The sequence below is a fragment of the Variovorax sp. W1I1 genome (genome assembly GCF_030815625.1).
Classification (GTDB): Bacteria; Pseudomonadota; Gammaproteobacteria; order Burkholderiales; family Burkholderiaceae_C; genus Variovorax; species Variovorax paradoxus_C.
On record NZ_JAUSWZ010000001.1, the window covers coordinates 3,586,909 to 3,612,828 of the forward strand.

At 66.5% G+C, this 25,920-nt stretch carries 25 protein-coding genes; 7 read left to right on the top strand and 18 right to left on the bottom strand.

What is annotated here, in order from left to right:
• Positions 1–141: 141 nt before the first annotated feature.
• From mmsB to QFZ83_RS16740, 5 genes are read right to left on the bottom strand one after another with little or no spacing between them, the layout of a single operon-like run.
• Positions 142–1,038 carry a 3-hydroxyisobutyrate dehydrogenase gene (mmsB, locus tag QFZ83_RS16720; RefSeq protein WP_013540827.1) on the bottom strand — a complete coding sequence of 299 codons (897 nt, stop codon included), beginning with the start codon at positions 1,036–1,038 and terminating at the stop codon, positions 142–144.
• A 37-nt stretch (positions 1,039–1,075) separates the two neighbouring features.
• Positions 1,076–2,191: an enoyl-CoA hydratase/isomerase family protein gene (locus tag QFZ83_RS16725; protein WP_307508208.1), complete on the bottom strand. Its 1,116-nt coding sequence runs from the start codon at positions 2,189–2,191 to the stop codon at positions 1,076–1,078.
• A 28-nt stretch (positions 2,192–2,219) separates the two neighbouring features.
• Positions 2,220–3,374 (bottom strand): acyl-CoA dehydrogenase family protein, encoded by a 1,155-nt coding sequence (locus QFZ83_RS16730; protein WP_307508210.1) that lies wholly within the window; start codon positions 3,372–3,374, stop codon positions 2,220–2,222.
• Complete coding sequence (locus QFZ83_RS16735) at positions 3,371–3,727, bottom strand: lysozyme inhibitor LprI family protein (RefSeq protein WP_307508212.1); 357 nt, start codon at positions 3,725–3,727, stop codon at positions 3,371–3,373. Before QFZ83_RS16735 ends, QFZ83_RS16730 begins: the two co-directional genes overlap by 4 nt.
• A 32-nt stretch (positions 3,728–3,759) precedes the next feature.
• Positions 3,760–5,283, bottom strand: a complete 1,524-nt coding sequence (locus QFZ83_RS16740) for a CoA-acylating methylmalonate-semialdehyde dehydrogenase (protein WP_307508215.1) — start codon at positions 5,281–5,283, stop codon at positions 3,760–3,762.
• A 171-nt stretch (positions 5,284–5,454) separates the two neighbouring features.
• On the opposite strand from QFZ83_RS16740, the gene QFZ83_RS16745 reads away from it, so the two are divergent.
• Both QFZ83_RS16745 and QFZ83_RS16750 read left to right on the top strand, forming a co-directional pair.
• Complete coding sequence (locus QFZ83_RS16745) at positions 5,455–6,414, top strand: LysR family transcriptional regulator (RefSeq protein ID WP_307508217.1); 960 nt, start codon at positions 5,455–5,457, stop codon at positions 6,412–6,414.
• Between the two features lie 20 nt (positions 6,415–6,434).
• A complete protein-coding gene (locus tag QFZ83_RS16750) occupies positions 6,435–7,601 on the top strand; it encodes a pyridoxal phosphate-dependent aminotransferase (RefSeq protein WP_307508218.1) in 1,167 nt (388 codons plus the stop codon).
• Between the two features lie 12 nt (positions 7,602–7,613).
• Here QFZ83_RS16750 and QFZ83_RS16755 read toward each other — a convergent pair whose 3' ends face one another.
• From QFZ83_RS16755 to QFZ83_RS16765, 3 genes are all read right to left on the bottom strand, one after another.
• The gene (locus QFZ83_RS16755; RefSeq protein WP_307508220.1) at positions 7,614–8,669 is read right to left on the bottom strand and encodes a DUF4241 domain-containing protein; all 1,056 of its coding nucleotides are present in this window, start codon (positions 8,667–8,669) and stop codon (positions 7,614–7,616) included.
• 73 nt (positions 8,670–8,742) lie between these two features.
• Positions 8,743–9,381 carry a 3-oxoacid CoA-transferase subunit B gene (locus QFZ83_RS16760; RefSeq protein WP_280808151.1) on the bottom strand — a complete coding sequence of 213 codons (639 nt, stop codon included), beginning with the start codon at positions 9,379–9,381 and terminating at the stop codon, positions 8,743–8,745.
• Position 9,382: 1 nt separating this feature from the next.
• Entirely contained in the window at positions 9,383–10,195 is an 813-nt protein-coding gene (locus QFZ83_RS16765; RefSeq protein ID WP_013540816.1) for a CoA transferase subunit A, read from the bottom strand.
• Between the two features lie 104 nt (positions 10,196–10,299).
• Between QFZ83_RS16765 and QFZ83_RS16770 the strand changes: the two genes are divergently transcribed.
• The 3 genes from QFZ83_RS16770 to QFZ83_RS16780 all read left to right on the top strand — a co-directional run bounded on the left by QFZ83_RS16770 (position 10,300) and on the right by QFZ83_RS16780 (position 12,080).
• Positions 10,300–10,866, top strand: coding sequence for a LuxR C-terminal-related transcriptional regulator (locus tag QFZ83_RS16770; protein ID WP_307508223.1), 567 nt, complete (start codon positions 10,300–10,302; stop codon positions 10,864–10,866).
• A gap of 170 nt (positions 10,867–11,036) precedes the next feature.
• Positions 11,037–11,810 (top strand): alpha/beta fold hydrolase, encoded by a 774-nt coding sequence (locus QFZ83_RS16775; RefSeq protein WP_307508225.1) that lies wholly within the window; start codon positions 11,037–11,039, stop codon positions 11,808–11,810.
• Between the two features lie 123 nt (positions 11,811–11,933).
• A complete protein-coding gene (locus tag QFZ83_RS16780; protein WP_176658197.1) occupies positions 11,934–12,080 on the top strand; it encodes a hypothetical protein in 147 nt (48 codons plus the stop codon).
• A gap of 29 nt (positions 12,081–12,109) precedes the next feature.
• Here the strand turns inward: QFZ83_RS16780 and QFZ83_RS16785 are convergent, their stop codons facing one another.
• From QFZ83_RS16785 to QFZ83_RS16830, 10 genes are all read right to left on the bottom strand, one after another.
• Positions 12,110–12,490 carry a VOC family protein gene (locus QFZ83_RS16785; protein ID WP_307508227.1) on the bottom strand — a complete coding sequence of 127 codons (381 nt, stop codon included), beginning with the start codon at positions 12,488–12,490 and terminating at the stop codon, positions 12,110–12,112.
• Positions 12,491–12,605: 115 nt separating this feature from the next.
• Positions 12,606–13,379, bottom strand: a complete 774-nt coding sequence (locus tag QFZ83_RS16790; RefSeq protein WP_307508229.1) for a hypothetical protein — start codon at positions 13,377–13,379, stop codon at positions 12,606–12,608.
• Positions 13,379–14,077 (bottom strand): phospholipase D-like domain-containing protein, encoded by a 699-nt coding sequence (locus QFZ83_RS16795; protein ID WP_307508231.1) that lies wholly within the window; start codon positions 14,075–14,077, stop codon positions 13,379–13,381. The genes QFZ83_RS16790 and QFZ83_RS16795 overlap by 1 nt, the downstream gene beginning before the upstream one ends.
• Positions 14,077–19,338: a DNA repair ATPase gene (locus QFZ83_RS16800; RefSeq protein ID WP_307508233.1), complete on the bottom strand. Its 5,262-nt coding sequence runs from the start codon at positions 19,336–19,338 to the stop codon at positions 14,077–14,079. The genes QFZ83_RS16795 and QFZ83_RS16800 overlap by 1 nt, the downstream gene beginning before the upstream one ends.
• Before the next feature lie 12 nt (positions 19,339–19,350).
• Complete coding sequence (locus QFZ83_RS16805; protein WP_307508235.1) at positions 19,351–19,896, bottom strand: zf-TFIIB domain-containing protein; 546 nt, start codon at positions 19,894–19,896, stop codon at positions 19,351–19,353.
• Entirely contained in the window at positions 19,893–22,079 is a 2,187-nt protein-coding gene (locus tag QFZ83_RS16810) for a hypothetical protein (RefSeq protein ID WP_307508237.1), read from the bottom strand. Before QFZ83_RS16810 ends, QFZ83_RS16805 begins: the two co-directional genes overlap by 4 nt.
• A 52-nt stretch (positions 22,080–22,131) precedes the next feature.
• Positions 22,132–22,776: a ubiquinone biosynthesis protein gene (locus tag QFZ83_RS16815; RefSeq protein WP_307508239.1), complete on the bottom strand. Its 645-nt coding sequence runs from the start codon at positions 22,774–22,776 to the stop codon at positions 22,132–22,134.
• Between the two features lie 35 nt (positions 22,777–22,811).
• Positions 22,812–23,171: a hypothetical protein gene (locus QFZ83_RS16820; protein WP_307508241.1), complete on the bottom strand. Its 360-nt coding sequence runs from the start codon at positions 23,169–23,171 to the stop codon at positions 22,812–22,814.
• A complete protein-coding gene (locus QFZ83_RS16825) occupies positions 23,168–23,881 on the bottom strand; it encodes a PspA/IM30 family protein (protein ID WP_307508243.1) in 714 nt (237 codons plus the stop codon). Before QFZ83_RS16825 ends, QFZ83_RS16820 begins: the two co-directional genes overlap by 4 nt.
• A gap of 13 nt (positions 23,882–23,894) precedes the next feature.
• Positions 23,895–24,311 (bottom strand): YjfI family protein, encoded by a 417-nt coding sequence (locus QFZ83_RS16830; protein WP_306877225.1) that lies wholly within the window; start codon positions 24,309–24,311, stop codon positions 23,895–23,897.
• Between the two features lie 140 nt (positions 24,312–24,451).
• Between QFZ83_RS16830 and QFZ83_RS16835 the strand changes: the two genes are divergently transcribed.
• Together QFZ83_RS16835 and QFZ83_RS16840 are read left to right on the top strand one after the other, a co-directional pair.
• Entirely contained in the window at positions 24,452–24,883 is a 432-nt protein-coding gene (locus QFZ83_RS16835; RefSeq protein WP_307508245.1) for an N-acetyltransferase, read from the top strand.
• A 92-nt stretch (positions 24,884–24,975) separates the two neighbouring features.
• Positions 24,976–25,827, top strand: a complete 852-nt coding sequence (locus QFZ83_RS16840; RefSeq protein WP_307508247.1) for a class I SAM-dependent methyltransferase — start codon at positions 24,976–24,978, stop codon at positions 25,825–25,827.
• Positions 25,828–25,920: the final 93 nt, after the last annotated feature.

The following is a 25,920-nucleotide window of genomic DNA, read 5'->3' on the forward strand; positions in this document are numbered from 1 at the left end:
GCGGCTGCCCCCGAAGTCGTGACCGAAGCCCAGGCGTTCACGCGTGCCTGGATGGTCTTTGTCGTATTGGTCGCGGTGGTGCTCGGCGTGCTGTGGGCCGTGAAGGTCCATTTCGGCTGAGCGCCGGAAAACAGGCAGCCTTCAGGAAGCCTTCTGCACCAGCTTCAGCACGCTGGAGAAATCCAGCGCGCCATGGCCCGCGAGGCTGTGCGCCGCATACAGGCTGCGTGCGAGGCCACCGAGCGGCGTGGCGGCGCGAACCGCCGCCGCGTTCTCCTGCGCCAGGCCCAGGTCCTTGAGCATCAGGTCGGTGCCGAAGCCGCCCGCGTAGTTCTTCGAAGCCGGCGACGTCTCCATCACGCCCGGCATCGGGTTGTACTTTTCGAGCGCCCAGTTGCCGCCCGAGCTGCGGCGCATGATTTCGGAGAGCACCTTCGGATCGAGCCCGTTCGCCACGCCGAGCGCCAGCGCCTCGGAGGTGCCGATCATCAGGATACCGAGCAGCATGTTGTTGCAGATCTTCGCGGTCTGCCCCGCACCCGCTGCGCCGGCGTGGAAGATGTTGGCGCCCATCTTCTCCAGCACCGGTCGCGCGCGCTCCAGGTCCTTGGTTTCGCCGCCGACCATGAAGGTCAGCGTTCCGGCGATCGCACCGCCGGTGCCGCCCGACACAGGCGCATCGATCATCGCCACGCCCTTGGCAGCCGCAGCTTCGGCCACCTTGCGCGACGTGGCGGCGGCGATGGTGCTGCTGTCGATCACGAGCGTGCCGGCCTCGATGCTTTCCAGCAGGCCAGGCTTGCCCGCGCCGCCGAGGAACAGGCCCTCGACGTGCGCGCTGGCGGGCAGCATGCTGATGACGACTTCGGCATCGGCCACGGTTTCGGCAGCCGACTTAGCGATGGGCAAGCCCTCGGCACCGAACTTCTTGCAGGCCTCGGCCGAAAGGTCGAATGCGCTGAGCGTGTGGCCGGCCTTGAGCAGGTTCAGGGCCATCGGGCCGCCCATGTTGCCGAGGCCGATGAATGCGATCTTCATGATGTGTTTGTCTCCGTTGTCTTTTATGAATGAGGCGTCAGACCAATGAGGCGAGCTCCGCGGGCATTTCGCCGCGCGGCCGCAGGTGGTCTTCGATGAAGGCGGGCGTGATCTCTTCGATGGTGGCGGGCGACCACTTGGGATTGCGGTCCTTGTCGATCAGCACTGCGCGGATGCCTTCGGCGAAATCCTTGTGCGCACAGAAGCCGAGCGACGCCCAGTATTCGAGCCGGAACACCTCGGCCAGCGACATGCGGTGCACACGCTGCCAGAGCTCGAAGCTCAGTGCGGCCGAGCTCGGAGCGCCCTTCACGAAGGTCTTGGAGGCGGACTGCAGCCACGGGTCTTCGCTTTGCAGGTTGCGCAGGCGGTTGGCGATGTCGAGCAGGTCGTCTCCGGCCATCAGCGCGTTGATGGTGTCGTAGTGCTCGCGCACCTTCGAAGCCGGCAGCTCGGCGCCTTCACCGGCCTTCGCGAGGATGCGCGAGAGCGTGGCGCGGTCGGCCTTGCCCTCGCCCGCCCATGCCGCGGAGGCGATGGCGTCGAGCACCTCGCTCTTGCGCTCCTGCGGCACCAGAACATCGGCCAGCCCACAGAAGATCGCATCGGACGCGTTGAGATTCGCGGCTGTCAGCGCCAGGAACAGTCCTGTGCGGCCCGGCGTGCGGCGCAGGAACCAGCTCCCGCCCACATCGGGGTACAGGCCGATGGCGATCTCGGGCATCGCGATGCGGCTCTGCGACGTCACCACGCGGTGCGAGCAGCCCGTCATCAGGCCCACGCCGCCGCCCATCACGATGCCATGGCCCCAGCACAGGAACGGCTTGGGAAAGGTGTGGATCAGGTAGTCGAGCTCGTACTCTTCGCGGAAGAAGTCTTCGGCATAGGTGTTGCGCGCGGGGCCGCATTCCAGCAGCGTCTGATAGAGCTGGCGCAGGTCGCCGCCCGCGCAGAAGGCCTTCTCGCCGGCGGCCTGCAGCAGCACGCCGACGATGCCGTCGTCTTTCGCCCATTCGCGCAGCTTGGGCGTGAGCAGGCGCACCATGTCCACGGAGAGCGCGTTGAGCGAGGCCGGTGCGTTGAGCGTGGCAGTAGCGAAGCGCTTGCCGCCGGCGGTCTTGATTTCGTCGAAGAGAACTACGGAGTCGGTCATTGTCTTGAGGGGTTCTGGATGCGGGGCGTCAGCGGATATCGCTGTCCCCTTCCAGCAATTTTCGCGCAACGATCACGCGCATGATTTCGTTGGTGCCTTCCAGGATCTGGTGCACGCGGGTGTCGCGCACCAGGCGCTCCAGCGGAAACTCGCTGAGGTAGCCGTAGCCGCCGTGCAACTGCAGCGCGTCGTTGCAGACGTTGAAGCCCGCATCGGTCGCGAAACGCTTGGCCATCGCGCAGTAGGTGCTGGCGTCGGCATGGCCCGCGTCGAGCTTCGACGCGGCAAGCCGCACCATCTGGCGCGCCGCGACCAGTTCGGTCGCCATGTCGGCCAGCTTGAACTGCAGCGCCTGGAAGCTCGCGATCGGCTTGCCGAACTGCTGGCGTTCATGCAGGTAGCGGCGCGCCGCATCGAGCGCGCCCTGCGCCGCGCCCACCGAGCAGGTCGCGATGTTGATGCGCCCGCCGTCGAGCCCCTTCATCGCGATGCGAAAGCCCTCGCCTTCCTTGCCCAGCAGGTTTTCGGCCGGGATGCGCACGTTGTCGAAGTTGATGGTGCGCGTGGGCTGGCTGTTCCAGCCCATCTTGTGTTCCTTCTTGCCGTAGCTCACGCCAGGTGCATCGGCCGGCACCGCAAAGGCCGAGATGCCGCTCGCACCCGCACCGCCGGTACGCGCCATCAGCACCAGCACGTCAGTGGAACCGGCGCCCGAAATAAAGGCCTTGCCGCCGTTGATGACGTACTCGGCGCCCTGCAACTCAGCGCGCGTCTTCAGCGAGCCCGCATCCGACCCGGCACCCGGCTCGGTGAGGCAGTACGAAGCCAGCTTGCGCCCGCTCGTCAGGTCCTCGCCCCACTGCTGAGCCACCGCATCGGTCGCCCAGGTGCCGAGCATCCAGGTCGCCATGTTGTGGATCGTGATGAAGGCCGTGGTCGACGGATCGACCGCGGCCATCTCCTCGAACACCAGCGCCGAATCGAGCCGCGGCAGGCCAAGGCCGCCGACGCGCTCGGGCGCATAGAGCCCGCAGAAGCCCAGCTCACCGGCCTTGGCGATGGCCTCCTTCGGGAAGATCGCTTCCGCATCCCACTGCGCCGCATGCGGCGCGAATTCAGCCTGCGCGAAGTCGCGCGCGGTCTGCGCAAAGGCGTCCTGTTCTTCGGACAGTTCGAAGTTCATTGTTCGCGGCCCTTCCAGCGATCGAGTTCGGCGGTCCGTTTCCGGGTCGATTTCTCCAGGCATGTGCTGAACACCAGCGGCCAGATGGAGCCACCTTCGTTCGCTTTCGAAGCCCGCTTGCACGCGGGGTCGCGGCCCTTGAGCCATGCGCGCTGCTCGTTGCGCAGCGCGACGCGCATCTGCGGCGAAAGCGTCTTCATCACATCACCGTATCGGATGTTGAGCTCGGCATCGGCTGCACGAAAATCGCGTGCCGCGCAGGCGTTCATCTGCTGCTGGTTGCCATTGGGATCGCAGTCGTCCGCGTCGGCGGCCGCCTGCGCGCTGCCGGCAAGCAAAGCGAGCGCCGCCACCACGCCCCAGGCCGCGACGCGAAGCGTTTTCCTCACTTGAGGCTGATGGTCGTGTTGACGCCGTGCGAGACGGTGCTGTCGTCGAACCAGCGTGCCGTCACGGTCTTGGTCTGCGTGTAGAACATGATGACCTGCTTGCCGTACGGGCCGAGGTCACCGAGCTTGGAGGCACGCGAACCGGTGAACGAGAACATCGGCACCGGCACCGGGATCGGCACGTTGATGCCGACCTGGCCCACGTCGATGTCTTCCTGGAAGCGGCGGGCCGCGGCGCCCGACTGCGTGAAGATCGCCGTGCCGTTGCCGTTCGGGTTGCTGTTGATCAGTTCGATGGCTTCGTCGATGGTCTCGGCATCGGCAATGCACAGCACCGGGCCGAACACTTCCTGGTCATAGATCGTCATGCCGGGCTTCACGCCGGTGAAGATCGTCGGGCCGACGAAGTTGCCCTTCTCGTAACCGGGCACGGTGGGCTTGCGGCCATCGAGCACCAGCTCGGCGCCATCGGCCAGGCCGCGTTCGATGAGGTGATTGACGCGGTCGTACGCAGCGCATGAAACCAGCGGTCCCACGTCCACGCCCTTCTCGGTGCCGGCGCCGATCTTCAGCGTCTTGGCCTTGGCGATCAGCTCGGGCACCCAGTTGCGGGCTTCGCCCACCAGCACCGCCACCGATACCGCCATGCAGCGCTGGCCCGCCGCACCGAAGCTCGCACCGGCCAATGCATTGAGCGTCTGCTCCTTGTTCGCGTCGGGCATCACGATCGCGTGGTTCTTCGCGCCCATCATGCATTGCGCGCGCTTGCCTGCCAGCGTGGCGCGGTTGTAGACATGCGTGCCGACCTTGGTCGAGCCGACGAAGCTGATCGCCTTGATGTCCTTGTGGTCGCAGATGCCGTTGACGATGGCCTCGCCGCCATGCACCACGTTCAGCACGCCGGGCGGAATGCCGGCTTCGAGCGCCAGTTCGCACAGACGCATGGTGACCATCGGGTCTTGTTCGGAAGGCTTCAGCACGAAGGTGTTGCCCGTGACGATGGCCATCGGGAACATCCACAGCGGAATCATCGCGGGGAAGTTGAACGGCGTGATGCCGGCGCACACGCCCAGCGGCTGCAGCAGCGTGTAGGTATCGACGCCATTGGCCACGTTGTTGGCCAATTCGCCCAGTTGCAGGTTGCCGATGTTCGATGCGTGCTCCACCACTTCGAGGCCGCGGAACACGTCGCCTTCGGCATCAGGCAGGGTCTTGCCCTGTTCCGCCGTGAGGATGGCGGCCAGCTCGCCCATGTTCTCGCGAATGAGCTGCTGCAGCTTCAGGAAGATGCGTGCGCGCGCGCCGATGGGGGTCTTGCGCCAGGTCTTGAAGGCTTCCTTGGCGGAAGCCACGGCGGCATCGAGTTCGGCCTGCGTTGCGAAGGGCACGCGGGCCAGCACCTGCTGGGTGGCCGGGTTGACGATGTCGCGCCATTCGGTGGTCTTGGATTCGACGAGCTTGCCGCCGATCAAGAGCTTGACGGTGGCGATCTGGGTCGAGGGCGTGGTGGTGGCGTCCATTGGGTTTTGTCTCCTGTGAATCTCTGCGAAAACTGAAAAGGCGATGCCGGTCGGTGCCGGTGCAGCCCGCATCGTAGCTTTGCAGATTTGCTATGACAATAGACAAATATGCGCCACGGCTTTGCAAAAATGCAGAGGCCAACACAGGCGAACACAAGGACACGCACGCACATGGACTGGGACAACCTGCGCTACTTCCTGGAACTGGCCCGCTCCGGCACGCTGATGAGCGCCGCGCGCCGGCTCGAGGTGGATCACACCACGGTCGCGCGGCGCATCCAGTCGCTCGAAAAGGAAGTCGGCGCGCCGCTCTTCTCGCGCGAAGCGGGCGGCCACAGGCTCACCGAAGCGGGCCGCCGGCTGCAGCCGCAGGTCGAGGCGATGGAGAGCGCCTTCCAGGCCGTGGAGAGCACCGCGCCGGCCTCGCAGGAAGGCCTGTCGGGGCTGGTGCGCATCGGCGCGACCGAGGGCTTCGGCACGGTGGTGCTGGCGCCGCAGCTCGCGCTCTTCGCGCTGCAGCACCCCAAGCTCACCATCGACCTGCTCGCGATGCCGCGCCTCGTGCACCTGTCGCGGCGCGAGGCCGACATCGTGATCTCGCTCGAACGCCCGGCGCGCGGGCCGGTGGTGGTGACCAAGCTCACCGACTACACGCTGCGGCTCTATGCGTCCAAGCAATACCTCGCGGCGCACAAGCCGATCAAGACGCGCGAGGATTTGCGCGGCCACACCTTCATCAGTTATGTGGACGACCTGCTGTTCAGCAAGGAGCTGCAGTACCTCGATGAATTGCATCGTCCCGATGCGTTTGCGCTTCGCAGCACGAGCGTGCTGGCGCAGCACAGCGCGGTGGTGGCGGGAGCGGGGATTGCGGTATTGCCGGCCTTCATCGCAGAGAAAGACAGCGCGCTGAAGCCGGTGCTGCGGGGGCAAGCGAACTTCACGCGCACGTTCTGGATGTCGATGCCGGCGGAGACCAAGCATCTCGTGCGCATGCAAGCCGTATGGAACTTCCTGCGCGAGGCGGCAGAGGCGCAGCAATCGTTGCTGCTGCCGCAGAATGCGGAAAAATCGGAAGACCCGGCAGGCGCGCCGCAACGGCCGCCGCGTCCGCGCAAGCCGGCCCTGTAGCTACCACCCAGGAGACACGCATGCCCCGTCATCGCCCCGCTCGGCTCGAACACATCGCAGGCATCGGCGTCGATCGCATGGGCGCCATCGCCGACGATGCGGACGGCCCGCCTTTTCTCAGGCTCGAAAACCTCGACGTCGACATTCCGCCCGACCCCGAAGCCGTTGCACGAACCGTGCGCGCGGCTTCGGAAGATTCGGACAACAGCTACCTGCCCTTCGTCGGTCAATCGCGATTGCGCGAGGTCGCGGCGCGGCATGTGTCGGCGCTCTCGGGCGTTGACTACAAGGCACGCAATTGCGTGATCTCCGCAGGCGGGCTCTCGGGCATCCTCAATGCGCTGCTCGCGACGGTCGAGGTGGGCGACGAGGTGCTGGTGACCGATCCGACCTATGCGGGCCTGCTCAATCGCATCCGGCTGGCGGGTGGAACGCCGAAGTACGTGCCCTTCATCTTCACGCCGGGCGGCGAATGGAAGCTCGATCGCGCGGCGCTGCAGGCGGCCATCGGCCCTCGTGTGCGCGTGATGCTGCTGATGTCGCCGTCGATGCCGTCCGGCGGCTACTTCGACAACGACGACTGGCGCGCCATCGCCGCGCTGTGCGTGCAGCACGATCTGACCCTGATCCTCGACACGGCCATGGAGCGCCTGCTCTACGACAGCCGCAAGGTGATTCACCCGGCCGGCCTCCCCGGCATGGCCGAGCGCACGATCACCGTGGGCTCGTCGGCCAAGGAGCTGCGCATGATCGGCTGGCGCGTAGGCTGGACCGTCGCGCCCGAGAGCTACATGCCCGATCTCGTGGCCGTGTCGCTCGCGAACGTCGTGGTGCCGGTGGGCATCGCTCAGGATGCGGTGGCGACAGCGCTGGAACAGTCGGCGCACACGCTCGCGTCCTATGTGGCGGAGCTCGAGCGCAGGCGCGACACGGTGCTGAATGAACTCAAGGGGCTGCCCGTCGGCATTCCGGCCGGCGGTTGGTCACTGCTCCTGCGCACGAGCGATTTCGGGATCGATGGGCAGACGCTGTCAGAACGCCTGTTGAAAGCACGCGTCTGCGCGACGGCGATGCGCGGCTGGGGCGAAACACATGGCGCGCAGTACCTGCGCTTTGTGTTCTCCAACGAACCGGTCGAGCGCCTGCGCGGCCTCGGCGACAAGGTGCGAGCCGCGCTGGGCGCCTGAACGCTTGATCGCTCAGGAGAAAAGGCGCTTCAGGAACCCCGGCTTGGGCACCGGCGCCGCGGCTTTTTCCAGCAGGTCGATCAGCCCTTTGACGCGCGGCTTCTTGAGCATCCGCGCGTAGTCGATGTAGCTTTCTTCCTTGTCCATGCGGTAGAACTGCGGCGGCATCGGCAGGCCTTGCACGCCCGTGAGCAGCACGCGCAGCGCGTCGATCTGGTTCATACGGATCGCGCTCGTGATCGCGGTTTCGCCGAACGAAGGAATGATCTCGTTGGGCTTCGCGAGCCCGGCGTCCAGCAGCGTCTTGATCGCCGCGGCATCGCCTTCGACCGCCGCCGCACCCAGCGCTTCGAGCGCCGCGAGCTTTTCCGGCGAAAGGCTGGCCTGATAAGCATCGCTGCGCTTGTCGTCTTCGTCGCGCGCGTCGCCGCCGGTCATCGTCATGAAGTCGGTCACGAGCGCCACGGGTTCGCCGGATGCGTCCAGAGCCCAGAAGCTCGGGTAGCTGCCGTCGCCCCAGCCGGAGCGAAAGATCACCATGTTGCTCGCCGAACCCGGCCCGAGCGGATAGTGGTCGATGACGTCGGCATCGCCCATCTCGCCGGCGAGCACATCGTCGTAGTAGTTGCTGTAGTCGGGATCGGCGGCTTCGCGCTTGTCGCGCTCGGCCATGGCTACGGCGGCGTCGGGGTCCATGAAACAGCCGAGGCCGGCGTCGACCGGGTAACCGTAGAACTCGTCGTCGCCCAGCGTGTCGAGCGACTCCCCTTCCATCAACGCCATCTGCCAGGTCAGGTCGGCGATGCGCAGGCTGCCGCGGTCACGCAGCCACAGCACGGCCAGCGCATGCTGACCCTTGTCGTGCAGCACCTCGACGGGAAACGCGCCGCGCGCCTGCAGTTCGCGCGCGAAGGGCTGGCGCTCGGGCTGCACCAGCGGATCGCAGGCCACGATGCGGCCGCTCGTGATGTTCACGGCGCCGCAAGGCTGACGCTGCAGATGCACGGCGCGCAGTGCCTCGTCGTCGAGAAAGATGGTGCGGAGGTTGTCGATGTCGAGGTAGGCCATGCGCGCAGTTTCTCATCCCGCCATGACGAAGGGCCGCGAAAGCGGCCCTTGTCGGTGTCGGATGCGAGCGCCTTTACTGGATCAGCTTGGCACCCGTCTTCGCCTGCAGCGCATCGAAGCTCACGCCGGGCGCGAGCTCGACCACCTTCAGGCCTTCGGGCACCACGTCCATCACCGCGAGGTCGGTGATGATGCGGTCGACCACGGCCACGCCGGTCAGCGGCAGGGTGCATTTCTCGAGGATCTTGAAGTCCTCGGTGCCGTCCTTCTTCTTGGCCACGTGCTCCATCAGCACGATCACGCGCTTGACGCCCGCCACGAGGTCCATCGCGCCGCCCATGCCCTTGACCATCTTGCCGGGGATCATCCAGTTGGCGAGGTCGCCTTCGGTGCTCACCTGCATCGCGCCGAGGATCGACAGGTTGATCTTGCCGCCGCGGATCATCGCGAAGCTGTCGTGGCTGCCGAAGATGGCCGAGCCGGGGATGGTGGTCACGGTCTGCTTGCCGGCATTGATGAGGTCGGCGTCGACGTTGTCTTCAGTGGGGAAGGCGCCGATGCCCAGCATGCCGTTCTCGCTCTGCAGCCAGACTTCCTTGGTGCCGGTGTGGTTCGCCACCAGCGTCGGGATGCCGATGCCGAGGTTCACGTAGAAGCCGTCTTCGAGTTCTTGCGCGGCACGGGCCGCCATCTGGTCTTGGGTCCAGGGCATCTCAGGCTCCTTCTTTCTTGTTGACGGGCACGGTGGGCACGGGCTGTTCGCTGCCGGCCGCGGCCTGCGCGATCGCGGCCTGCGCCTCGACCTTCGCGGCGGCGGCATCGACCGGCGCCGCGGCGCTCACGGTGCGCTTCTCGATGCGCTTCTCGGGATTGCTGTTGAGCACGATGCGGTGCACATAGATGCCCGGCAGGTGGATGTCGTCGGGGGCCAGCTCGCCCACTTCGACGATCTTCTCGACCTCGACGATGCAGATCTTGCCGGCCATCGCGGCGGCCGGGTTGAAGTTGCGCGCCGTGAGACGGAAGCGCAGGTTGCCCGACTTGTCGGCCACGTCGGCCTTCACGAGCGCCACATCGGGCACCAGCGAGCGTTCCATGACGTAGGTCTCGCCGTCGAACTCGCGCAGTTCCTTGCCTTCGGCCACTTGCGTGCCCACGCCGGTCTTGGTGAAGAAGGCCGGAATGCCGGCGCCGCCCGCGCGCAGCTTCTCGGCCAGCGTGCCCTGCGGCGTGAATTCGAGGGCCAGTTCGCCTGCGAGGTACTGGCGCTCGAACTCCTTGTTCTCGCCCACGTACGACGCGATCATCTTCTTGATCTGGCGCGTCTCGAGCAGCTTGCCGAGACCGAAGCCGTCGACGCCCGCGTTGTTCGAGATGACGGTGAGGTTCTGCGCGCCGGAGTCCTTCAGCGCCTCGATCAGCGCTTCGGGAATGCCGCACAGGCCGAAGCCGCCGACCGCGAGCATCTGCCCGTCGGCCACGACCCCCTTGAGTGCCGCGTCTGCGGAGGGATAAATCTTGTTCACTCGGGCTCCTTGATGGAATGGTGAGAGTGGGTGGGTGATTGGGTGGGAAGCCGTCAACGATACTACGTACCCGCATACGTAGTATTTCGTAATGGTGACCCCCGATGCCCGAGATCGATTACCGGCTGGCTTTTGAACATGCACCCGTCGGCATGGTGGTTTCGAGCAACCGCACCATCGTGGCCTGCAACCTGCGCGTGTGCGAGATCTTCGGCGCAACGCCCTCCGCACTGGTGGGGCATTCGTTCAGCATCCTGTACCCGAGCGTGGTGGAGTTCGAGCGCATCGGCAAGCGCATGGAGCCGTTCCTCAACGCCAACGGCAACTACGCCGACAACCGCATGATGAAGCGGCTGGGCGGCCTGCACGGCGCCATCGCCGGCGAGACCTTCTGGTGCCACGTCACCGGCCACGCGATGAACCGCGCGGCGCCGCACGAAGCCGGCATATGGACCTTCGAGGACCTGGGCTCGCGCCGCGCCGTGAAGGCCGAGCTCACGCCGCGCGAGCGCGAGGTGGCGGCGCAGGTGATGCAGGGGCTGACCTCCAAGGAAATCGGCAAGGCGCTGGGCATCAGCCACCGCACGGTCGAGCTGCACAGGGCGCGGCTGATGCGCAAGTACGCGGCGGCGACCACCGCGGAGCTGGTTCAGAAGCTCATCGCGGGCTGACTCTGCGCAGCAAGCCGACCCCGCGGGGCCGGCCTCATGTTTCGTCTGTAATCCGCGCCCGCTTCATCTGCATCGAAGTGCGGGCGGACGCAATTCGCGCGGAACGTTGGGCTCCGAAAGTACGGAACATCAGTTCCCCTACCCCACTCCCTGCACAAGGACCCAGCCCCATGAACCGTCGCTCTTTCTCCGCCGCCATCGTCGCAGGCGTTGCCGCATCCACCCTCTCTACGCGGGGCCTCGCGCAGACGCTGGCACCGGGCGTGCGCAACGTGGTGCTGGTGCATGGCGCCTACGCCGACGGCTCGTGCTGGTCCGACGTGATCGGGCGGCTGCAGCAAGCGGGCCTGAAGGCCACCGCGGTGCAGAACCCGCTGACCTCGCTGGCTGACGACGTGGAGGCCACGCGGCGCATCCTGGCCTTGCAGGACGGCCCGACGGTGCTGGTCGGCCACTCGTGGGCTGGCACGGTGATCAGCGAGGCCGGCGTCGACCCCAAGGTGTCGGCGCTGGTCTACGTGGCCGCGCGTGCCCCCGATGCCGGCGAAGACTACGGCGCGCTCGCCGCGAAGTTCCCCACGCCGCCCGCCACCGCCGGCCTGGTCAAGGCGAACGGCTTTGCGCAACTGGGCGAAGAGGCGTTCCTGCGCGACTTCGCGGGCGATCTCGACCCGGCCAAGGCACGTGTGCTGTACGCCGTGCAGGGCCGCATCTCCGACACGCTGTTCGCCTCACGCACCACGCAGGCTGCATGGCGCACCAAGCCCTCGTGGTACGCCGTGTCGACCCAGGACCGCACCACCTCGCCCGAGCTGGAGCGCTTTCTCGCCAAGCGGATGAAGGCGAAGACGATCGAGATCGAATCCAGCCATCTCTCGCTGATTTCGCACCCGGACCGGATCGCCAACCTGATCCTGGAGGCAGCGGGAAGTTCCAGGCCGTGACCCGCGGATCGTTGCGAAAACGGAAACGCCGCATCGACAAAAGCCCCGTGCCGCGCCCCATTCGGAGGTCTATCTTTGAACCCATGCGAACAAGCTGTTCGCAGCCACTCAGGAGTATTTGATATGTCCACAGCACTTCATTCCGAAAAGAACCTCCTTCAGCAAACGAAGCTGTCGGTCGCCCAGGTCCATGCCATTGCCACGCACCGCCTGCCGGTGACCCTGACGTTGGCCGCGATCATCCTGTCGGTGCTCGGCGTCAAGGCGTAGCCGAGGCACGCTTTCATCGCTTGCTGATTTCAGGGCGCGAGCTCTGAAATCTCGATGAGGTTCAGGTCGGGGTCGCGCACGTAGACCGAGCGGATGCGCGACGTCGCGCCCGTGCGCATGACCGGGCCTTCGATGATCGCCACGCCCTTCTCGCCCAGGCGCTCGATGACCGCTTCGAGCGGCACGCTGGCGATGAAGCACAGGTCCAGTGAGCCGGGCGTGGGCACATCGGCCTTCGGCTCGAACTCGTGCCCCTTCACATGCAGGTTGATCTTCTGGTTGCCGAAGCGAAAGGCCTTGCGGCCGGCACCGAAAGTCTCCAGCGTCATGCCCAACACGTCGACGTAGAAGCGCACGCAGGCTTCTTCGTTGGCGGTCGTGAGCACCAGGTGATCCAGGTGGTCGATCATGGAAGTCTTTCTGCTTGTGCGAAAGCAGGCGACTTTAGAAGCAGATCGCGATGAAGAGAAGTGCCCATTCGGCAGCGGGACCTCGCGAATCACGAAGGCCCGCCCTCTGTTCGCCCTATTTCTTCTTCAGCGTGGATGCCGGCTTTGCAACGACCGGCGGCGCCGCTGGCGCCTTGACCCAGCCGCGCAGCATCACGCCCAGGCAGATGCCGGCCGCGAAGATCACCCAGTACACCCAAGCCGGCAGGTTCTCCGCGCCGCTGTGCAGGTTCATGCCGAAGGCGGCGCCGATCGCCATCAGCGGAAAGGTCAGCGCGGCGATGGTGTTGAGCTTGTGCTGCGCGCGGCTCACCTCGATACCCGCACGCGCCTGTTCTTCGGCCGCGTGCGCGAGGCGGTAGTCCAGCGACATGCGGGTGTCCGCCAGGAGCAACTCCATGCCGCGCGTGATCTCGACCGCCATGTCGCGCAGGTCGATGAGCATCAGGTCGTCCTTGGCCGCTTCGCGGGCCGCCTGCAGCGTGGCCTGCATGTTCATCGCGGCGCGCGTGAGCGGAATCAGCGGGCCGAGGATCTGGAACAGCTCCTCCGCCGTTTCCGCCGACTGGTGCCGGATCTCGAAGGTGCTGAACGCCGCGCGGTAGCTCTCCAGCAGCTTGGCGAGCGCCCGTTCGCCGGGGTTGTTGCCCTTGTGCAGCCACGCCCCATCGGGCTTGCGCAGGAACACCGCGGGCTTGCGCTCGGTGCCGGAGCCGGTGGGCGGCTCGTGCAGGATCACCATCAGGTGGCCCTGCTCGTGGATGACGCGCTGCGCGCCGTAGGTGGTTCCGCCCAGGCGCTGCTGCATCTCGGGAGGCAGCTCCCAGTCGTAGTCGATTCGTCTCGCCATCAGTCGGCCCGCAGTTCTTTCCACAAGGTGTCGAATTCGTCCGCGAAGCGGCGAACGAGCGAAGGGTCGTTGCTGAGGATCACGTTCTCCTCGTTGTAGTCGCTGGCGCTGCGCGTCCAGTTGTAGCTGCCGTTGACGAGTCGCGCACCGTCGAAGATCGCGAACTTGTGGTGCATGTGCGCCTCGGTGCGGTCCACCGCGACCGGAACGCCGGCCGCGCGCAGCTGGCCGACGTCGCTGCCGCGATCGAACTCCTTGTCGTTGTCGGTGATGAATCGCACCGCCACCCCGCGCCGCTGCGCGGCCAGCACCTCGGCTGTGATGCGGTCGTCCGACAGCGTGAAGACGCACAGGTCGATCGAGCGCTTCGCTTCCCTCAGCTGCTGGTTGATCGCCTGCAGGCAGGCCGTGCCCGGGCTGAAGAAGGCCTGCGAGCGCACCGCCACCGCATCCGGCGAACGGCCGGTGTCGATCGCGCGGACCACGCCTTCGAGCCACTTGAGCAACGACAGCTGCTCCGGATCGGTAGTGCGTGCACGCACCAGGTCGAAGGCACGGTTGCGCAGTTGGCGCAGGCCGTCTTCGGGTGGCGAGGCTTCGCGCAGGGTATGGACCAGCACGCGGCGCTCGTCGTCGCTCAGGCGGGCATCGGCCATGGTGGCGTCGAGCTGGGCGAGCAGTTCGGGCAGTGCGGACATCAGTGATCCTTGTCGGGTTTGGGCGCAGGCGTGCGCTTCGGTGCCGCGCGGGTTGCCTGCACCTCTGCCGCGAGGCGCTCCATGTCCTGCTTGATCGACCGGTCGAGCTCCAGCCGGCGCTCGGTGGCGGTCACCAGCGGCAGGATCAGCTCGCGGTAGGTGACCGCGATCTGCAGCATGGCGTCGGCCAGGCGTTGGCTTTCGCTCGGCCCTTCGGCCACCGGTTTTGGCTCGGGCTTGAGCGCATCGACCGCGCGCGCCACGTCGAGCATGCTGCTCGCGATGCGCTGGCTGCCGTCGACGTCGGCACCGCCGAGCTTGCGCTGCCGCACGAACTCCTCGCAGATGGCGGTCCAGCGTGCGCTCTCTTCCGGCGTCGGGCTGCCCAGCAGTTGCGCGAGGCGCAGCAGGTTTTCTTCAGCGCCGGTGGTCAGCGTCTGCGCCTCGCCGCGGTAGTGGTCGCGCAGGAGCGCATCGAGCTCGTCGTCGCGCATCAGCGCGGTGATCTTGCCCGCGAGCTTGGTCATGTTGCGGTAGCTGCCCTGCAGCTTGAAGGGCGGCGCGACGCGGTAGCTCTCCTGCTGCGCGGCCGATTCGATGTATGCGAGGTTGACCTTGAGCAGCAGGTCGCGCGCGCGGAACAGGCGCTGCAGCAGCGCCTTGATCTCTTCCAGCTCGACCGCGCTGTAGGCATGCGAGAGTGCGCTGCTCGGCACGTCGTGGCCCTGCGCCATCTTCACCAGCAGTTGCACGTCCTTCGGGTCGCGCGAAGCCAGCGGCATCAGCGTGGGGTTGGAGGTCAGGCTGTTCTCGATGTACGAGAGCGCGAAGGCCGCCTCGCGGCCCGAGAGCACATCGCCCAGGTTGTAGATGTCGGCGCGGTTGGCCAGCATGTCCGGGATCTTGAACACGTCGCCCGACTCGGTGTACGGGTTCCCCGCCATCACGATGGCGAAGCGCTTGCCCCGCATGTCGTAGCTGCGCGGCTCGCCGTTCCACACGCCCTCGATGCGGCGCGTGCCGTCGGCCAGCGCGATGAACTTCTGCAAAAACTCGGGGCTCGTGTGCTGGATGTCGTCCAGGTACAGCATCACGTTGCTTCCCATCGCGAGGCCCAGGTTGAGCTTTTCCAGCTCCTGCCTTGCCGCGCTGTTGGGCGCGTTGGCCGGGTCGATGGCCGTCACGCCGTGGCCGAGCGCCGGGCAGTTGATGCGCACGAAGATGAGGCCGAGCCGGTCCGCCACGTACTCCATCAGCGTCGTCTTGCCGTAGCCGGGCGGCGAAATCAGCAGCAGCAGGCCCATGCGGTCGGTGCGGCTCCCCTCGCCCGCCGAGCCGATCTGCTTGGCGAGGTTGTCGCCGATGATGGGCAGGTAGAGCTCGTCGATCAGTTGGTTGCGCACGAAGGTCGAGAGCGGCTTGGCCTGGAACTGGCCGAGCTTGAGCCGCGCCTTCTCGCGCTCGAGCAGCTCGTGGCGCAGGCTGTGCAGCGCTTCGTAGCCCGGCACCGCGTGCATGGTGTGGAACAGGAAGCGGCGCCAGAAGTCGTTGAGGTTCAGCGTGATGCGGCCTTCCGCCACGCGCGGATGTTCGCCGCGCAAGCCTTCGATCGTGCGGTCGAGCGCCGCATTGACGCGGGTGCGCTGCAGCGGAATGGCCAGCACGCTGGCTGCGTCGTCCACCCAGTCGAGCGACTGCGGCGCCTGGTGCACGGCATAGGCGCGCACCCAGTCGCGCGCGAGGCGCCAGCGCTCTGCGGGCGGTGCGGCGTCGAGGTCGTGCTGCCAGGTGTCGCGCCGGCCGCTGCGCTCCAGTTCGCGCAGCAAGGCGGCCGCGAGGTCTTCGCCCGCGCCCGAGACGGCCCAGGTTTCGCCGCCGCGCTCGCCGGCCAGCTCGCGCACGAGGTATGCGGCGGCCTGGTCGCACAAGGTGGACACGCGGCCATCGTGCGCATTGCGCTCTTCTTCGTTCGCGTCCTGCGCCAGCGGCAGCATGTCAGGCACCACGTCGTGGGCGAAGTGCTTCAAGGCGCGCGCCGTGTCCGCTTCGAGCTGCTCCAGCGCATCGCGCCGGCCGAACAGGGTCTGCATCTGCATCGCGGCCCGCGCTCGGCGCAGCAGCGATTCACGATGGGCGATCAAGTGCCCGTGCTGCCAGTAGAGCAAGGCCAGCGCGCGTTCGGTCGGGCCCCAGGCCAGGAGCCCGGCCTGGTCCTGCATCGCGACGAGCGCGCCCAACAGGCGCAATGCGTCGTCGTCATGGATGCCCTTCTGGTAGCCCTCTTGATACCGCGCCGCGGCGAAGCGGCGGACCATGTCGAGCAGTTGCGGATGCAGCGGGTCTTCGGCCAGCAGCGTGAGCACTTCGGCCCAGGTGCGCTCGGCCTTGCCGTCGAGCAGTGCCTCCAACAGGCGCCCCGCGAGGTATTCGGCGCGCGACAGCTCCGGGGTCTCCGACACCAGCGACTGGTTCCAGTAGCGCTGCAGCGGCAGCAGCCGGGGTTCGTCCACGGGGCTCTGGTAGTCGGTGCCCGTCACCTGATAGGCCATACCCTCGTCGCGAGCCACCAGCGTCAGGTCGACCGGCTGGCGGTGCACGGTGAAGGCGTGGCGGCCCAGGCGCAGCGTGTCGCCGCCCTCGCTCACCAGCTCGCGCTTGTCGCGGATCGAGCGCAGCGCCTGGTCGCGCGCGGTCTTCAGGCGGGTGTCGAGCTCGTCGGCCGGGACCGCGGCGCCCAGCGTGCGCAGGTCGGCGATCAGCGTGCGCAGCTTGCCGATCATCGGGTCGGCCGCGAAGTAGCTGTGCACCTGCGTCAGGTCGGCCAGTTGCGCGATGCGGCGCGGAATGCCGTCGAGGATGCGGCCCGCCGCATCGACCACGCCCTGGGCGCGGCGCTGCCGGGCTTCCACCAGGCTCTGCCGGCGCGCGGACAGCGCTTCGTAGACGGTCTCGCGCTTCTCGGCGATGTCGACGAGGAAATCCTCCTGCTCGGCGAAGCGGCCTTCGATTTCTTCTAGCTGAGCCAGGAGACGCGTGAGCGCGTCGTCGCACTTCTCGGGCGTGTCGGCGAACTCCAGCGCGTTTTCGACTGCCTGGCTGAAGAGCTTGAACTGCGCGCCGAACTCCGCGCGCGCCTCGGTCGCGCCCAGCGACTTGCGCCGCACACGGGCGTCGGCGCGCATGCGGTTGATGTCGGCGTAGATCAGCGAGATGCGGTCGAGGATGGACGTGCGGATCACCGCATCGCCGCCCGGCAGGCTGCCCAGCTGCTCGGTCAGCAGGTCCAGGCCCGCGGCCTGCTCGTCGAGCGTGGCGAGCATCTGCCCGAGCGCGGGAGAGGTTGCCAGGTTGGGCAGCTCGAGCGCGAGCTTGTCCAGCGCCTGGCGCTGGCCGTTAAAGGCGGTATCGGCCGCCAGGAACTGCATGGCGCGCTCGCCGATGCGCTGCTGCTCGACCTCGAGTGCCGCATCCATCGCGGCGATGCGCGGCAGATCGGCGTAGCGCAACTCCTTGAGCATCTGCAGCGCGCCGCGGCGCTCCCGCAGACGTCCGAGCGCCTTCACGAAATCATCGGGTGCGCGCCAGATGGTGCTGGCGATGTCGACCAGCAGCGCATGCTGCGCGTCTTCGGCCCGGGCCAATGCGCGCGCGGTTTCGCGCCGGATGGTGTCGACCTTCTCGAACTCGGCCAGCGTGCTGCGCGCCACGTCGGCAATGCTGCGCAGCTCGGCCATGAGGCCGGCGGCTTCGGGCGCGTCGAGCCAGAAGTAGGCATCGCTCACGCGGGTGCACTGGCGGATCAGGTCTTCGTAGGCGGCGCGCGTGGGCGCCTGCTCGCGCACCGCACGCGCAATGCCCATGAGGTCGCTCACGCCGCGCACCAGCTCGGCATTGCCGATCTTGCCGAAGAAGCCGGTGGCCGGCGGCTGCGCGCTCACATGCTCTTCGCTGGCGAACGGCGTCTGCCACAGCTGCATCGGGTGCACGCGCGTCGGCTCGCCGTCGTTGTCGTGGAACACCAGGATGCGGCCGTCCGCAAAGCGCGCGTAGCCGTTGGCGATGATCGGCGTGGCGAGCTTCTTGTCGATCAGGTTGTAGTTGAAGAGCGCGTAGCGCCCCGGCTTCGGGTCGTAGAAGACATAGGCCACGTCCTCGCCGTTGGGCGAGCGGAGCATGCGCTTGAAGCGCAGATGCTCGACCACTTCGGCCGGCAGGTCGAAGCGCTTGTATTCGCCCGACTGCAGGTAGTAGCCCCCCGGAAAGATGATGCCGTGGTCTTCGGGCAGCTGCACGCAGGAGCCGCCGATGGCATCGATGCGCTCGACCTGCTGCGTACGGATGTTGAACACCAGGTAGCGCGTGACCTGCTCGCGGTAAGGCTTCACGCGCAGCAGGATCAGCATGCCGAGCTTCGCCCAGGCGATCTCGGCATCGGTGAGCGACTGGCTCTTGTCCTCCACCGGTTCGCTGTAGATACCGAGGCCCGTCTCGGTGTTGTTCTCGATCTTGATCGTGAGATCGCCGCCCAGCGTTTCGACGAACACCGTGTCGAGCACGTTCACATGCGGATGCTTGCCGCCCACGTGGTCTTCGCGCGTGGCGACGGTCCATTCGAAATCGTGGCTCGCGGGCAGCGCGATGTCGCGCTCGCCGCGGTTGTCGATGTACTGGATGCTGCCGTCGCGCTCGATGGCCCAGCGGAACACACGCACGTCGTGCAGCTGCTGGCCGATCTGGAACGAGGCGAGCAGCTTGTCCTGCGTCACGCGCAGCTGCAGCAGCGTGGCCTGCTTGTAGTAGGCGTAGAGCTCGCGGAAGTCGGAGACGAAGCGGGTGTCTTCGAGGAAGGTGCCGGCCAGCGGCACGGGCTGCAGCTCGTCGTTCTCTGTGGCCGCTTCGCCCGGCGTCGCGAGCCGGTAGAGGCCGAACACGTCGCCCACGGCCGTTTCCTTGCGAAGGCCGATGAACACGTTGTAGCCAAACAGCAGCAGGTCGCCGATGCGCACGATGTCGCGCGCCACGGCGTTGTTCTCGGTGCGTGCGCGGGTGCGCAGGATCAGCGTCTGGTCGGAGCGGCCGAACTCGGCCAGGCGCTGCTCGTTGAGTGCCTGTGTCTTCTTGAGCAGGCCCTCGCCCTGGGTTTCGAGCCGCTTCTTCAGCAGGTCATAGCTGCCGCTGCCCGAGACCAGGGCTTCGGTCGGGTCGGCGGGGGTCTGCGCCTGGGCGCCGGGTGGCGCTCCCGTTTCGTCGGTAGGTTGCATGGGTCGGCGCGGTCAGTCCGCGCGCAGCAGTGCGAGCAGTTCGTCGCGGTGAGGCTGGGTGTCGAGCCAGCCGCGGATGCGGTCCAGCTCGTCGATGCAGTCGTCGCCGTAGCGGCGGCGCAGCGCGGCGAGGCGGGCTTCGCGCACCTCCTCGGTCTGCAGGCGTCGCTGCCATCCGTCGGACAGCAGTTCGTCGAGCCGGCCCGCGAGGCCGCGGCTCACGACGGCGCGCCATTCGCCCGCGTCGAACCACAGGTTCTGGCAGGACACGCAACGGTCGATGCGGAAATCGGGGCCGGCGCTCACGCGCAGGCGCTGCATCAGCCGGTCGCATTCGGGGCAGTGGCGAACGGCGGCGACGTCGAATACCTCGATCACTTCATCGTCGACCTCATGCGGCACGCGCTTCGGGTCGGCGGCCTTCCAGGCGCGCCAGTCGTCCATGGCCATCACCATGCCGTTGCAGTCGACGCACTGCACGCCCAGCAGCGCTTCGGCCAGCGCCACCGGCTGCATCGATGCCTGCCCGGTGCAACTGCACTTCAGGTTCGGGTTCATTGCGCGCTTCCGTTCAACGGACGGAAGGTGGAAATGAGGTTCTGCAGCGCCGACTTCTGGCTGTCGGTGCCGTCGGCGGCGATGCGGCTCATCAGCGAGGCGACGCTCAGGTTCTGGATCTCGCCCGACGAGTTGCCCAGCGCGCCGACGATGTCGCGCAGGTCCTTCACCACGTCGCGTTCGCCCGAAAGCTGGTCCTTGAAGGCGACCTGCACCGCCTGGCTCTTGGAGATGACGCCGTCGATGCCCTTGCCCACCGAGAGCGAGCGCACGAAGCTGTCGAAGTAGTCGCCCGAGCCGCCCACGATGTCGATCTTGGCGTTGGCCAGCGCAGTGCCCAGCACATCGGCCTGTTCCTTGGCGATGGAGGTCTGTGCGTCGATGCCCTTCAGGGTCTCGATGTGCGACTTTTCCAGGCGCATGCGGAACTCTTCGTGGTCGCGGGTTTCGGGGCTCATGGACTTCATGGCCTCGAACTTCTCGTGCAGGCCCTTAGCCTCCGCGTTGAAGCGGGCTTCGATCACCTGCGCATCGGCCTGGCCGGACTTGAGCGTGGCTTCGGCATCGGCCGTGCGCACGCTCACGTCGGCGAGGCCGAGCTTTTCCTTGCCCGAGGCTTCGGCATCGAACTTGGCACGCATGCCGGCGGCTTCGGCCTGCGAGCGCGCCTCGATCACCTGCGCGTCGGCCTGGCCGGCCTTGAGGATGGCGTCGGCATCGGCCTGACGCACATGCACGTCGGCCAGACCCAGCTTTTCCTTGCCCGAGGCTTCGGCCTCGAAGGTCGCCAGGCGCGCCTGTGCAGTGGCGATCTCGACCTTGGCGGCGGCGAGGCCCGGCGCGGCGGAGAGGGCTTCCATGCCCTCGGCTTCGCGCTTCTTCGATTCGGCATCGCGCTCGGCGACCTTGAGCTTGGCGTCGGCCAGCGTCAGTTCTTCGGCCGCCTTGTGGCGCGCGCGCTTTTCCTGCGTTTCGGCGGCCTTCACGTCGATCACCATCTTCTCGTCGGCCTGGCCCTCGGCCATGATGACGACCGATTTCTTGGTGCGCTCGGCCTCCGCGACCACGCGCAGTTCCTTGATCGCTTCTTCCTGCTCGGCCACCGTGCGCTCGACCACGATGCGCTCGCGGATCACATCGGCAATTGCCTTCTTCTGCACTTCGACCGCCTTGTCCTTCTCGATGCGCTGCAGCGTCACTTCCTTCTCGCGGTCGACGATTTCCAGGTCGCGGGCGCGCGTGACTTTTTCTTCCTCGACGGCCACCGCGCGCTTGCGGTTGTTCTCGGCCACTTCCTTTTCGCGCTGCACGTTTTCCTGCTGCACGGCCACGGTCTGCTCCGAGAGCAGGCGCGCGGTTTCGGACTTGGTGCGCTCTTCGGACTGAATCTTGGAAGTTTCGGCTTCCTCACGGGCACGCACGCTGGCGATCTCGCGGTGCTGCCGCGAGGTAGCGTCGGCCTGCTGGCGTTCGAGTTCGAGCAGCGCTTCCTGCGTCTCGACGTTCTTCTTCTTGATCTGCATTTCCTCGTTGCGGCGCAGTTCGTTGGTGCGCACATGCTCGACCGCCGTCAGCTCGGTGATCTTCTTGATGCCCTGCGCATCGAGGATGTTGTTGGCGTCGAGCTCCGACAGCGGCGTCTGTTCGAGGTAGTCGATCGCCGCGTCTTCGAGCACGTAGCCCGAAAGGTCGTTGCCGATCTGGCTGATGATCTGGTCGCGGAAGCCGTCGCGCGCCTGGTAGAGGTCGACGAAGTCCATCGACTTGCCCACCGTCTTGAGCGCTTCGGAGAACTTGGCAGAGAACAGCTCTTCGAGCGTCTCGTGGTTGGAGGCCCGCGCGCAGCCGATGCCCTGCGCCACCTTCAGCACGTCGTCGGCGGTCTTGTTGACGCGCACGAAGAACTTCACCTTGATGTCCGCGCGGATGTTGTCGCGGCAGATGAGGCCCTCGTTGCCGGAGCGGTCGATCTCGATGGTCTTGACCGAGATGTCCATCAGCTCGGCCTTGTGGATGATCGGGTAGACCATGCGCCCGGTGAAGGTCACCTCGGGCTCGGCGCGCAGCGTGTTCACGATGAGTGCGTGGCCCTGCTCGATCTTTCGATAGAACTTGGCGAACATCGCGAACAGGCCGAGGATGACCACGGCCAGAATGACCACGGCAAAGATGATGGGCTCCATTTTTTCTCCAGAATTGCTTTGAGAGCGGACGAACAGTAAGGGGTGCGCGCGGTCAGACGATGTCTTCGTGCGCCGCGATGAGGTAGCGGCCGGCCACCTCGTCGTATTCGAGGATCAGCGCGTGCGAGCCGCGCTTGAGCGTGTTGGGCGTGGGCGCCCAGACGCGGATATTCAGGCTGGCGCCGCGGCGCGAGATTTCGGCGCGGCCGTCCTTCTCGTTCACCACGCCGGTGACCACGCGGCAGGCCTGGCCGACCAGCGCGGCGTTGCTCACGGCCGTGTGGCTCACGAAGAGCCCGCGCAGCGGCCGGATCGCGACGGCGGTGACGGGAATGGCGATGACCATGCTGACCACCAGCAGCACCGTGCCGGCCACGAGCTTGAGCAGCATCGTCGGCACCAGCGGCAGCAGCCACTCGCCGCCCAGGCACGAGACGGTCCATGCGACGAGCACCAGCAGGCTCACGGCCACCGAGAACGGCACGCCGTTGAGGCCGAAGGCGACGACGTAGCTCGCAAGCTGGCCGACATCGCTCGTGTCGCCATCGGCATGCGTCTGCACGTCGACATCGATGCCGCTGCCTTCGATGTCGACCATGCCGAGCACCGCGAGCACCCAATAGATCAACACGACGCCCAGCAGCACCGTGTAGATCGCGGTGGGGTAGCCCACCACCGCATCCATGAAATTACCCATTGATCCCTCCCGCGTGCGGGTTGTTGTTCGTTGTTCTACTTGCGGCCCGGCTTCCCTGCGCCGGTGCTCTTTTTCCCACTGCTTGCAAACGCGATCAGGTCGCGCGTGGCCCTCTCCTTGATGGCTAGGCGGTCGTCGGCGGCGAGCCCGTAGCGCTTCGCCAGGAATTCATAGTCTGCCCCACTGAGCGACACCGTCAGGCGCGGGCGCTTGGGCTTGGACGTGGTCGCCAGGCCCAGCACCTGCCGGATCTGGTCGGAGGTGGACACGTGCTGCTCGAAAGCCGCCGTGCGCACCGCTTCCAGCACGGCCTCCTCCACGTCGAACGCCACCTGGACGGCGCGTATCGCCTCGTCCGAGCCTTGCCAGCGAACCGGCTTGACCCGCACGTTCATTCGGAAACGGTCCCGCCCGGGTTGGCCTGGCGGGCGCGGATGCGTTCCATCACCTTGCCGGTGCGGTCGGCATCGCTTCCGATGCCCGCGGCCGCCAGCTTCTTCTCGAGCGCCTGGTGGCCCAGTTCGTTCTCGAGCGCCTGGCTGGCCGTCATGCGATCGGCCAGGTCTTCGTGGCGGGCGCGGATGCGTTCGAGCGATTCACGCGCGTTCGCCAGCCGTGAACCGCCGCTGCCGATGTTCTCGGAGATCGACTGCGTGGCGCGGTAGACGCTCTCGGTGGTCTTGGCGATGCCGATCTCGCGCTCGTGCTCGCGGATGCGCGCCTCGGCCGACTTGATCAGCTCCTTCAACTTGGAGACCTGCAGCGCGTAGGAGGCGTGGGCCTTGGCCTGCTCCTCGAGCTCCTGCTCGATGGTGCCGACCTTGGCCGCCACGTCGAGCGCGAGGCCCTCCTGCGTCTTGTTGAGCGCTTCGATCGCGAGGCCTTCGTAGCGCGTGATCTCCTTCTTCAGGCGCTCGATCTCGCGGGCCGACTGCATCTCCTTGGCCATCACGCCGGTGAGATCGCCCTTGGCCTTCTCGATGCTGTGCTTGGCATCGATGATTTCCTGCTCGTAGATGCGCGTGGCGTTGCTGTCGACCACGCTCTCGCCGATCTCGCGCGCGCTGCCGCGCAGCAGGGTGACAAGCTTCTTGATGACGGTCATGTGGATCTTTCGCTTAATTCAGGAATTCGGACAGGGCGTCCAGGGCATCGATCGCGTTGTCGCTGAGCACCGCCACTTCGCGCGCGACGTCTTCCACGCTCGCATTGCGCCCCAGCGCGCCGGTGAGCACGTAGCGGCCATCGACGCGGCCGAAGGACGACAAGGGCACGGACGGATTGAGGTCGAGCAGCGATTCGAGCAGCTCGGTGCGGCGCTCGGGCTTCACTTCATCTTCGGTCCAGAGGTAGCAGATGCAGATGATCTGCATGTCGGAACTGGTAATAAAGATAGGCAGCTCATCGCGCCCCTCGATGCTCACCTGGACCACGGGCGTGCTGCCCGGAATGGGTTGCAGCTGCACCGGCAGCCCTCCCATTGCGGCGCCGGCCAGCGCATCGAGGCCCTTGAGTTGATCGAGCAGTGATTGCATACCTCTCCTTGTGTTTGGAACCGTTGGAAGCGCGCGGTGCTTCGATGGATTCACTATAGGTGTGCCGACATAACATGTCAAAAATTTTCTTTTGGCCGATCCATGACTTTCGGCACTGGCGTGCTTCATAGAATCCGCCGATGTGCACCCCGACACCTCCCGTCATCTCGACCGCCACGCAAGAAGAAGTCCGAAGCGGCGTGCTCGGCCTGCACCTGCGGCAGTTCAACTACGGCTTCGTCGGCGAGTACCCAGAGTCGCAGCCGGTATGGCTCAACGCCAAGGACGCGAATGGCGAACTGGTCGGTGGATTGCGCGCCTACGTCTTCCTGTATTGGCTGCGCATCGACTCGCTCTGGGTCGCGGAGGCCGCACGCGGCCAGAAGCTCGGCACGCGGCTGCTCGCCGAAGCCGAAGAGCGCGCGAGGAATCTGGGCGCCCACAGCGCCGCGCTCGAAACCTTCGAATGGCAGGCGCGGGGCTTCTACGTGAAGCAGGGCTACGAGGAATACGGACGCATCGACGACTATGTCAAAGGCTTCTATCTCGCCTCGATGAAGAAGAAGCTCTGAGGCCGCGCCGGCCCGGCAGGCTGAACGAAAGACTGACTTGCCCAGGCGTGCGGGAGCCGCCAGACTTTGCGCATGACCTCGCTCCCGCATCCATGACGACCAGCAAGCTCGCACAGCGCCTGTCGGCCGTCCCTTCCACCTTGCGCATTCCCCTGGCCGCGCGCGCATCCGGCGATGCCATCTTTCCGCAGGTGGCCGTGCGGGACGCCTACGCCGCGGACATCCTCGAGAAGATCCGCGACGACGGCCATGCCCTGCCGGAGGACCGGGCGACCATCTACGGCATCCTCGCGCGCACCCGGCGCTTTCGCAGCCTCGCGCAGGATTTCCTCAAACGGCATCCCGGCGCCCGCGTGGTGAACATGGGCTGCGGCCTCAGCCATTACTTCCAGTGGCTGGACGACGACAAGTCGCACATGACCGATGCCGACCTGCCCGAGGTGCTCGCGCTGCGCCGCGAGCTGATTCCCGAAACCCATCCGCGCCACGACGTGCGCGAACTCGACCTGACCTCGCCCGACTGGTGGGAGCAACTCGGCCTGCCGAAAAAGCGAAAAGCACAGCCCGTCTTCCTCTTCACCGAAGGCGTGCTCATGTACCTGAAGCCCGAAACGGTGCAGGCGGTGCTCGCCACTTTCGGCGAGCGGGCGCCCCCGGGCTCGGTGCTGGCCTTCGATGCGATGTGCTGGATCGCCACCGGCCGAGCCCGCAACCATCCCTCGGTGCGGCCGACGGGCGCCGAATTTCTCTGGGGCCTTCGCCGCCCCGCCGACCTGACCGAACCGCATCCGCGCCTGCGTCTGGACGGCACCTACCGCGTGATGGAGGGTCTGGGCCTCGCCTATACGGTGCTCGGCCCGATGTTCAGGATGGTCTTCGGCGTGCCGCTCTATGCGGTGTATGCGTTGAGCGCCGTGGACCCGATCGAAGTGGCCGATACATAAACGCACAATTTTCCCAATCGCCGGCTTTGTCCGGCCTGCATTGCGCGGATTGGCTGACGCGGTCGTCCAGCGCCAATGCGGCAAGCTACTGGC